Origin of the sequence: Rhodoluna sp. (assembly GCF_024641065.1) — a bacterium.
Taxonomy (GTDB): Bacteria; Actinomycetota; Actinomycetes; order Actinomycetales; family Microbacteriaceae; genus Rhodoluna.
The window spans coordinates 1-2419 of sequence record NZ_JAHEDV010000018.1 but is presented as its reverse complement, the minus strand read 5'-3'; the positions used below and the strand labels follow the sequence as shown (position 1 = coordinate 2419).

At 52.5% G+C, this 2419-nt stretch carries 3 protein-coding genes and 1 pseudogene; all 4 read right to left on the bottom strand.

Annotation, left to right across the window (positions count from 1 at the left end):
- Positions 1 to 215 (bottom strand): annotated as a pseudogene (locus tag Q0L26_RS05615) (shikimate dehydrogenase); the annotation flags it as partial.
- Positions 208 to 1257, bottom strand: a complete 1050-nt coding sequence (gene mltG / locus Q0L26_RS05610) for an endolytic transglycosylase MltG (protein ID WP_296648531.1) — start codon at positions 1255 to 1257, stop codon at positions 208 to 210. The gene mltG and the pseudogene Q0L26_RS05615, both read right to left, overlap by 8 nt.
- Entirely contained in the window at positions 1250 to 1717 is a 468-nt protein-coding gene (gene ruvX, locus Q0L26_RS05605; protein WP_296648530.1) for a Holliday junction resolvase RuvX, read from the bottom strand. The genes mltG and ruvX overlap by 8 nt, the downstream gene beginning before the upstream one ends.
- Positions 1717 to 2419, bottom strand: a 703-nt coding sequence (locus Q0L26_RS05600; protein ID WP_296648527.1) for a DHHA1 domain-containing protein, incomplete at its 5' end; no start/stop codon positions are given. The genes Q0L26_RS05600 and ruvX, both read right to left, overlap by 1 nt.

Genomic DNA, 2419 nt, shown 5'->3' with positions numbered 1-2419 from the left:
GCAAACTTAGTCGCCTCCTCTTTCAGCGGCATAGTCACGCTGAATCCGTCCCATCGATCACCTAGCCCATTGATGAAAGTTCTGAGAAAACCTTTGGTTACCTCAGCCCTCCCATAACTCCAGTCCTCGCCCAACACTCGGTACGCGGCCAGATGGATAGTGGGCGACTTCGAGTGTTCGATTGGGTGCCCAAGTACCGCAAATTTTTTATTCATACTCTGGGTGATCCTTCATCCACGCCAACCACTGCGCAACCGCGCGTTCGTGTTCGGCCAGTGTGTTGCTAAATACCGTCTCTCCGGTTTCTAGATTTATTGTGCAAAAGTACAACCAGTCGCCAGAGGCTGGGTGCAGAGCGGCGTCGATAGCTAAGGCACCTGGCGCGCTAATTGGGCCGATTGGCAGCCCTGGGTAAAGATAAGTGTTGAAACCATTGTCGTCGGCGCGCTCTTGATTGGTGGTGCTTACGGTGTTTCCACCAACGCCATAACTGACGGTTGCGTCTGACTGCAGTGCTATTCCGGCCGCTAACCTATTTTTAAAAGTTGCTGAAACCTTGAAAAAATCTGGTTCCAGTCGTGCCTCTTTTTGAATAATGGAGGCCAGAGTCAACACCTCGTGGACTTTCGCAGCCGGAATACTGAATCGTTCAATCTCTTGTTTCATTCGGTCGACCATGGTTTGCAAAATCTCTTTTGCCGAAAGATTTGGCTCGAACGAATACGTTGCCGGAAACAGGTAGCCTTCGATACTTGGAAGTGCTGCACTAAGTCCAAACTGTTCTGGTTCGTTAAAGTAGGCCGCAAACTCTGATGCGGCAATGCCGGTGTCTTGGCTAAGCGTCTTAAAAATCACCGAGGCACGCAGGCCTTCTCTAATTACAGTGCGGGCTACAACTGCGGATGCGGGGTCCGCCAGCGCTGCGAGAGCTTGGCTGGAACTCATCTCGAACTTCAGACGATAGGTGCCGGGGTAAAAACTTGGATTATTGGTCAAAATCAACTTATACGTGGTTTGAAAGCTCTTGACCACTCCAGCATCGACCAATGCTTGGGCAACCTCTGAGCCACCAAAGCCGGGTTCGATTGTGACTAATACCTCGCCGTGACCTGGGCCAGCGAAGTCGTTGCCGAAGAATTGCTCTACTCCGGCACGAATTGCGCCACGGTTGGAGTAGGCGGCCACACCACCGGCGAGCAATGTAAATACAACGGCTACGGCAATTATTCGACGACGAAGAAACACGTTTTTAGACATCAAGTTCCTCAAAAGTCTTTCCGGCAAATTTGCCTGTGCTGCGCTCTATTTGCAGAGCTTGTTCCAAGATTATGGTCGCAGCAATCTGATCGATAATTTTGCGCCCAGATTTTGACGATTTTCCCGAGGATCGCAGGGCGGAAGCAGCGGACACGGTGGTGAGGCGCTCATCTATAAACCGCACCTCGCAACTCAGGCGCCCACTCAATGCCTGTCCGAAATCAATAGCGTCTTGGGTTGAAGCTGATGCATTTCCGCTCATGCTTAGCGGAAGCCCAACGTAAGCCACCACAGGTTCAACGTCATCGAGAATGCGAATAACTTCGGAGCAACTTTCCTCAAGGCTGGCCTTGCGCATTGCGTTGCCTAGTCCCGAGCCAAGAATCGCGTGAAAGTCGCTGATGGCCAAGCCCACACGGACTGTACCTACATCAACCGCCAAACGACGACCGCTAAGCACTATGCGCTCAACGCTCCGCGAATTGCTTGAACTGCCGCAGTAATTTGAGTTAGATCGGTGCCGCCACCCTGCGCCATGTCGTCTTTTCCGCCGCCGCCGCCGCCAAGAACTGCGCTTGCAATCCTGACCAAAGCGCCGGCCTTGAAGCCTGCCGCGCGGGCTGGCTCTGTTGTTGCAACAACCAGCATTGGCTTGTCTGCGATTTCTGCAAACAGTGCAATTGCTGCTGCAGAGCCGCTGGCCTGGTCGCGGATTTTGGTGGCTAAAGTGCGTAGGTCTTCAACCGATTCCAGGTGACCTAGATCAGCGCAAATGTAAGAGACAGAGCCGATTTGTTCGGCAGCCGAGATCATTGCGGGAATACGTTCGGCTAGCGCGCCGGCTTGAAGGGCTGAGAGTTTACGTTGTGCAAGTTTCAGCTCTTCGATGGTTGCCGCAAGTTTTTCTTCGAGGTTTTCCTTTGGAGCCTTGAGTGCATCGGTGAGTCTTGCAACTAAGGCACGTTCGGCAGCCAAGCTTCTGAATGCTTCGATTCCGACGAGTGCTTCCAGTCGTCTAGAGCCTGATCCAACTGAGGTTTCACCGATTAAAGAAACCAAACCGATTTGTGAACTTCGTGAAACGTGGGTACCACCACAAAGCTCGCGTGACCAAGGTCCACCAATTTGAACCACGCGCACTTGTTCGTCGTAGGTCTCACCG

Excerpts from the sequence above, each read along its gene's own strand:
- mltG (WP_296648531.1), bottom strand. The coding sequence starts at position 1,257 with ATGTCTAAAAACGTGTTTCTTCGTCGTCGAATAATTGCCGTAGCCGTT.